Genomic DNA, 6,298 nt, shown 5'->3' on the forward strand with positions numbered 1-6,298 from the left:
CGACGGTTGCTCAGGACACGCAGCTCACACTCTTAGATAGCACGACTCAATAATCAACGCGCAGTTTTAGGGTGCAGGCGCGGCTCAAAACGAACATGCAACGCAAGAACTCAGGTGACAGAGTTAGCACTACGTGCAGGAACGCCCCCACTATAATCCGAGGCGGGAGCGCTGCAATTTTGTACCCCGTACGGGATTTGAACCCGTGTTACCGGCGTGAGAGGCCGGCGTCCTAGGCCGCTAGACGAACGGGGCATAAGGACTGTGAAACGTGCATCCAGAGAACAACTAGCAAGTTGCATGTCGAACGAAACGACAAACTAGGAAGCAATTTTCACTGCTGGCCTACCAGGACTCGAACCTAGAATGACGGTACCAGAAACCGTAGTGTTGCCAATTACACCATAGGCCAATCGTAGACACTAGAAACTTCTGATTCGATGATGTAAATACCACCGGACTGTTCCCCGTGCAACGAGACATAATATAACCAGACCTTCACAGCGGAATCAAATCCGCTGGTCAGGTGGCGTTTCCATCAGGAGAGAACTGCTACTCCTGCGGCAAAGCCCCGAAGCCGGAGCGACTGGAGAGCGCAGATTGCCCGCGATCCGCGCGACGGGCGGGATGGGTTACTACGCTCCCCTCATATTAAGAACCGCGGGGTGCACCGGGCGGGGCGGGCGCAAGACCGCGGGGAGGGTTACTGGCCTGCTGGGAACGGGGTGACGGACTGCGCCTTGCGCAGGCGCGCCAGCGTCGAGGCCTTGCCCAGTAACTCCATAGACTCGAACAGTGGAGGGCTTACCGCCGCGCCCGAGACCGCCACGCGTAGCGCCCCATAAGCCTTACGAGGCTTCAGCTCCATCTCCTCAATGAGCTTGCCCTGCAGAGCCTTTTCAATAACCTCGGTCTTGAAGTCCTCGTCCGAGATAACCTCCAGCTGCTCGATGGATACCTGCAAGACCTCGACCGCGTCTTCCTTCAAATTCTTGCGGGCAGCCTTTTCGTCGAGCTCGAGGGCGTCGTCCCCCGTGACAAGGAAGCGAAGCAAACCGTCAGCATCGGAGAGAACCTTGATGCGTGTCTGCACCAGCTCGGCAGCAAGAGCGAACTTGTCGGCTGGGTAGTCCGCGGAGAAGTCCTTGTACTCCTCTAGGTACGCGCGCAGGCGAGCGGTGAAGTCGTCTAATTCCAGCAGGCGGATGTGATCGGCGTTGATGGCCTCGAGCTTCTTCTGGTCGAAGCGGGCAGGGTTCGGCTTGACGTCCGCGATGTCGAAGTTGTCGATGAGCTGCTGCATCGTGAAGATGTCCTCGTTCGCAGACAGCGACCAGCCCAGCAGCGACAGGTAATTCAGCATGCCCTCGGGGATGATGCCGTTATCGCGGTGGTTGAACAGGTTGGACTCGGGGTCGCGCTTAGAGAGCTTCTTGTTGCCCTCCCCCATCACGAACGGCAGGTGGCCGAAGGTGGGCACGGCTTCTGCGACACCCACGCGGACCAGCGCCTCGTACAGTGCGATCTGACGCGGGGTGGAAGGTAGCAGGTCCTCGCCACGCAGGACGTGGGTGATGCGCATGAGGGCATCGTCCACGGGGTTTACCAGGGTGTACAGTGGCTGGCCGTTGGAGCGTGCGACCACGAAATCTGGGACGGTCTTGCCATCGACGGTCATCTCGCCACGCACGAGATCGTTCCACTGGTACACGCGATCATCGGGCATGCGCAGGCGCCAGACCGGCTCGCGCCCCTCGGCCTTGAATGCCTCGATCTGCTCGTCCGTGAGGGTGCGATCGTAATTGTCGTAGCCCAGCTTGGGATCGCGGCCAGCGGCCTTGTGGCGCTCCTCAACTTCCTCCGCAGTGGAGTATGCAGGGTAGACGTCGCCGGAGGCCTTCAGCTTCTCGAGGACTTCCGCGTAAATGTCCATGCGCTGGGACTGGCGGTATGGCTCGTGAGGCCCGCCGACCTCAATGCCTTCGTCCCAGCCCAGATTCAGCCACTTCAGCGAATCGATGATTGCCTGGTAGCTTTCCTCGCTATCGCGCTTGGCATCCGTATCCTCGATACGGAAAACCAGCTTGCCACCGGTGTGGCGGGCATATGCCCAGTTGAACAGGGCTGTGCGCACCATTCCGACGTGGGGTGTGCCGGTGGGCGATGGGCAGAAACGAACGCGTACTTCACTCATGGATAGATAGTTTACCCACGGGCCCAGACATGGACTGGGTGGGGCGCGCTAGGAAAAGCGTGCGCCTGCTTCCCCCGCCCCACCAGCAGCAGCTACTTGCTCTGCTTGGACAGGAAGGACCAGGATTCCCGCGCCGCGCTTGGGTTCACCGGGTACCACGTATGGGTGCCGCCAGAAACCTTCTTGACGTGGGTCTCTGCGGAGCAACCACTGAACGTGTACGTCGTCACACTACCGCTGATGCTTTCCTGAGGCGCCCCGAAAGCCAAGCAGCCGTTACGGGTACCAACCAGCTGGTGCATCTGCTCGATCGAACGATACGGCGCGCCATGGCGAGTGCCGCCTTCGTAGGCAACGGTCGCATCATTCGTGCCGTGGATGATCAACGCAGGCACCTTGCCGGAGCCACAATTCGACCACACCGGGTTATAGTACGCACCGGAAACTCCAACCACACCCGCCATCAGATCAGGCGCCTGGCACGCCAGAGCCAGGGCCATGCCACCACCATTAGACAAACCAGTTGCGTACACACGAGAGCGGTCGACCTTGCCCTCATTGGCCAAGGTGCGGACAATTTCACGCACGAACGCCACGTCCTCACCGCGGGACGTCGTCGCATATGGCGCACCCTCCCACGCGTTGCTGCGACCCTGCGGGTACACAATGATCGCATCGGAGCCAGCGCCGGTACCCTCCAAAGCCGCGTAGCCACGGGCCTGCGCAGCAGTGTGCTGCCAACCGGAGAACATAAAGACCACGGGCAGGTTCTTCGTCTTTCCGGACGATGGCATCTTGACGATCGCAGTGCGGGAAGCACCGTTGACGTTAAAGGTGCGCGTTTGAGCGTCAGTCCCCGGGGCCGATGGGCCATTCGGGATATTCGGCAGAGTGCCGCCCCCACCGTTGAAGATCTGCAGCAGACCGTTGATAAATTCCAGAATCTGGCGCAGCTGAACCATGAAGTTTCCGCCGCCACCGAGGCTGCCAGTGGCACTGCTAGAACCCGGCAGAGTTTGCGCCTGCGCCGAAGGGGTGACGTTGGCGAGGGGGCTGGGGGCGTCGTTGGCAGGAACCACAGTGAGCGCTACCGCGGTGGAAGCCGCCATGAAACCTGTGACGAAGCGGCGGCCGGTGGCGGAACGAGGGGTGGAACGAGGGGCCTCGACGATCGCATCGGAGGCGAGGGCCTTGGGGTGGCGGGAAGTCGCGATACCGCGCTGAGATGTAGACGTATTTTGCACAGAAAGAACTTACCCCATGATTAGAATAAAAACGCAACGCTTGCATGAAAAACTATTTCATAAAAGCCACTCGTACGGACTACTCGTGCGGATTACTTATCACTCGTGCGGATTAGTCATGCGGATTACTTATGTGGATTACTTATGCTGACGGGCGAGGAAATTCCAGACCTCATTGGCGACATCCGGGGTGAAATACCAGTTGTGGCCTTGGTCGTTGATACGCCAGAAGACGGCCTCCTTCGCGCAGCCTGGGTAGCCGAACTGAGTCACATTTCCGGGCTTTTGTTCAACTACCGGGTGAGGCGCGCAGAGGTTGCGCTTCGCCGCACTGTCAGCCACCGCCGGCGCGGAGAGGTAGGGAGCGCGGTGCAGGTGACCGCCTTCGAAGCGGGTGAGCTGATCCTGAACGCCATGAATGATGAACGTCGCCACTGGCCCGGGCGCACAATTTTCGAGGACCGGATTGTAGAACGCCCCCGAGACCGACACCACCCCCGCCACCAAATCCGGAGCCTGGCACGCGAAGCTCACCGCGAAACCTCCACCGTTGGACATTCCGGCAGCGTAGATGCGCTTGCGGTCCACGTTGAAGTGCGCATCGAGCTCGTCCACAATCTGCCGCGCGAAGGCTACATCACCGCCACGTGGGGTGACTGCGTACGGGGCTCCCTCCCATGCATACTCGACGCCCGCCGGATACACCACGATCGCTTCCCGTGCGGCGCCGGTGTTTGCGAAGCGGGAGTAGTTGCGGAAGTTTTCCGGACTGTCGTGCCAGCCACCAAAGCCGAAGAGGACCGGAGTTGGGTGTGCGGGATTGTAGTCCGCGGTGACGCTCACAATCGCCCGGCGCTTGTGCCCGTTAGGGAGCGTGAATTCAACGTTGACTGCCTCACCGGGCTTAGCTTTGGTCACGTTGGAAGCTGGATGTGTGGCTGGGTGGTGTGGGAGTGGTGCGGGTGCGGGCTTGTGTGCGGGTGCGGGCTTGGGATCGGGTGCTGGCTTGTGCGCGGGTGCTGGTGCGGGCTTGTGTGCAGGTGCAGGTGCGGGTGCTGGTGCTGGCGCAGAATGCTGCCGCGGCGCGTGTGCCGGCCCCGGTACAGTTTCGGCGGACGCATGTGGGTGGGGAAAGATTGGCGTCGTTAAACCGGCAACAACAAGCCCCACTAAGGCCAGGACAGCGAAGAAGGCGCGGTGCATCGTGGCCGACGGGCGCACCGCGATTGCCGCGCGCGACGGCCCGGCGGCGGAGAGGCGAAGAAGGGCGCAGGTTGCCGTGCGGACGGCTTTAACGACATCCTCAAGAATCACTTAAGTAACATTAGTAACGGTTGCCACAAAAGTAGCGCCAGTGCGGCGGCGTGTCGGTAGATACGCCCGCTGTGCACCCCGTGCGACGCCGCGCTGTTTCGCGAATCCGCATTCAGCGACTCGACTCTAATCGGAGCTAGGCAGCCACTCCCCTACGATGTCCAGCACAACGGGCCCGCCAACTCTATTGGCCCGAGGGCTCAATCCGTTCAGGATCGAGAGAATCTGATAGTCGTCGGATCGCGGCTCGCTACGATCGGGCCACGTGGCGACCTGCACGTGGGAGACTTCGTGACTGAAGCCCATGCAGCCCGCGAAGTAGAAGAGAGAATTACCTATTTCTCCCGGGCCGACATCGCGAGTGGCGCAGTGGGCGGAGCCTTCGTCGGCTTCGCCGGCCTCGCCGACCCTTTCGCCGGCCCTTTCGCTTTCGCCAGCCTCGCCGGTCTCGTTGCTTTCGCCAGCCTCGCCGATCTCGTCACCTTCATCACCAAGGCGCCCCGCCGCACCATCAGTGGGTTCGTGCTCGTCGCTAAAGCTAACGGAGTGCCCGCACTCCGCCTCAGTGGCAACCCCGTGATGGTGCGAACAAAATCCGTCCCACGGGTCATTCGTCTCGATCCCCGCCTCCCAGTTGGTCAGGAAGTGATAGATATCGAGCAGCACGCCCACGCCTTCCGACTCCACCTGCTCAATCGAATCGTCATCAACCCAATCGAAGCCGCTCTCGTCGCGAGCGCGGTCATCCAGGAAGCTAGAAACCTTCCACGTCAACTCGAACGCCTCTCGCACGCGCTTAATCGGATAATCCTCGATGCCACTCATGTTTTCGACCAGCACCTTTCCCCCGGTCGCGCGGTACACATCCACCACAGCTCGGGCAAAGCGCTCGCATTGGACTTGCCACGAGTCCGCATCCTCCCCGCGCCGCCCCACCAGCAGGTTAAACTTCGACACCCCGGTGAGGTCATGGATGCGGGCGACGGCGTCGATATGAGAAGCAGGCAGCGGTTCGCGGTGCAGCACTCCCCGCTCCCCCGCTGCCATGTCGCCAGCCCAGAGGTTCATCGCGATGAGCTGCAAATTATTGCTCGTGAGGAAGCTCGTCAAGCGGGCAATCTCGCGCTCCGTGGGGTCCGGGCGGTCGAATGGCCACCACATTTCCACACGCAGGGGCGAACTTGGGGTGGGCCGGTGCTTTTCTTTCGCCTCGACGCCCCTACGCCACCCCGCCACCGTTGTGTGTGGGTAGCCGATCGAGATGTTGTAGGCGGTGATGAGGTCGTGCACGCTGAGGTTAGGGTCGAAGGGATCGAGGTCGCGCACGCTGAGGTTAGGATCGAAAGGATCGAGGTCGACGGGTTGGGCCGCATCGTCGTGCATGTTGGAGTTCGGTTCGTAAAGAGGGTTGCCATCGTGAATCATGTCGTAAGTGTGGCACAGGGAGGGCCTCCTGAGGTGGCAGTTGGATGCTTGTTTTTGCGCATTGAGGAGCCCCCGCCGCGCCCACACCGAGGGTGTCAGATGGTTTGTGTGGGGGGTTCCA

General features: G+C 61.0%; 4 protein-coding genes and 2 tRNA genes. All 6 read right to left on the minus strand.

Translation table 11 applies throughout. The annotated features are described in order from the left end of the window. Positions 1–182: 182 nt before the first annotated feature. A tRNA-Glu gene (locus tag HMPREF3098_RS10650) sits at positions 183–255 on the minus strand. A gap of 85 nt (positions 256–340) precedes the next feature. Then, positions 341–412: transfer RNA gene (locus HMPREF3098_RS10655), tRNA-Gln, on the minus strand. A 291-nt stretch (positions 413–703) separates the two neighbouring features. Then, entirely contained in the window at positions 704–2,194 is a 1,491-nt protein-coding gene (gltX, locus tag HMPREF3098_RS10660) for a glutamate--tRNA ligase (protein ID WP_070435119.1), read from the minus strand. A 92-nt stretch (positions 2,195–2,286) separates the two neighbouring features. Further along, entirely contained in the window at positions 2,287–3,438 is a 1,152-nt protein-coding gene (locus tag HMPREF3098_RS10665; RefSeq protein WP_141739752.1) for a CE1 family esterase, read from the minus strand. A gap of 138 nt (positions 3,439–3,576) precedes the next feature. Continuing rightward, on the minus strand, positions 3,577–4,752 hold the full coding sequence (locus HMPREF3098_RS10670) for a CE1 family esterase (RefSeq protein ID WP_246815941.1): 1,176 nt from the start codon (positions 4,750–4,752) through the stop codon (positions 3,577–3,579). 126 nt (positions 4,753–4,878) lie between these two features. Continuing rightward, positions 4,879–6,177, minus strand: a complete 1,299-nt coding sequence (locus tag HMPREF3098_RS10675; protein WP_070435120.1) for a hypothetical protein — start codon at positions 6,175–6,177, stop codon at positions 4,879–4,881. Positions 6,178–6,298 lie beyond the last annotated feature (121 nt).

Source organism: Corynebacterium sp. HMSC28B08 (assembly GCF_001806865.1).
GTDB lineage: Bacteria > Actinomycetota > Actinomycetes > Mycobacteriales > Mycobacteriaceae > Corynebacterium > Corynebacterium auriscanis.

Bases quoted from the DNA above. Each gene is read 5' to 3' on its own strand.
- gltX (WP_070435119.1), bottom strand. From the start codon at position 2,194: ATGAGTGAAGTACGCGTTCGTTTCTGCCCATCGCCCACCGGCACACCC.
- HMPREF3098_RS10675 (WP_070435120.1), bottom strand. From the start codon at position 6,177: ATGATTCACGATGGCAACCCTCTTTACGAACCGAACTCCAACATGCAC.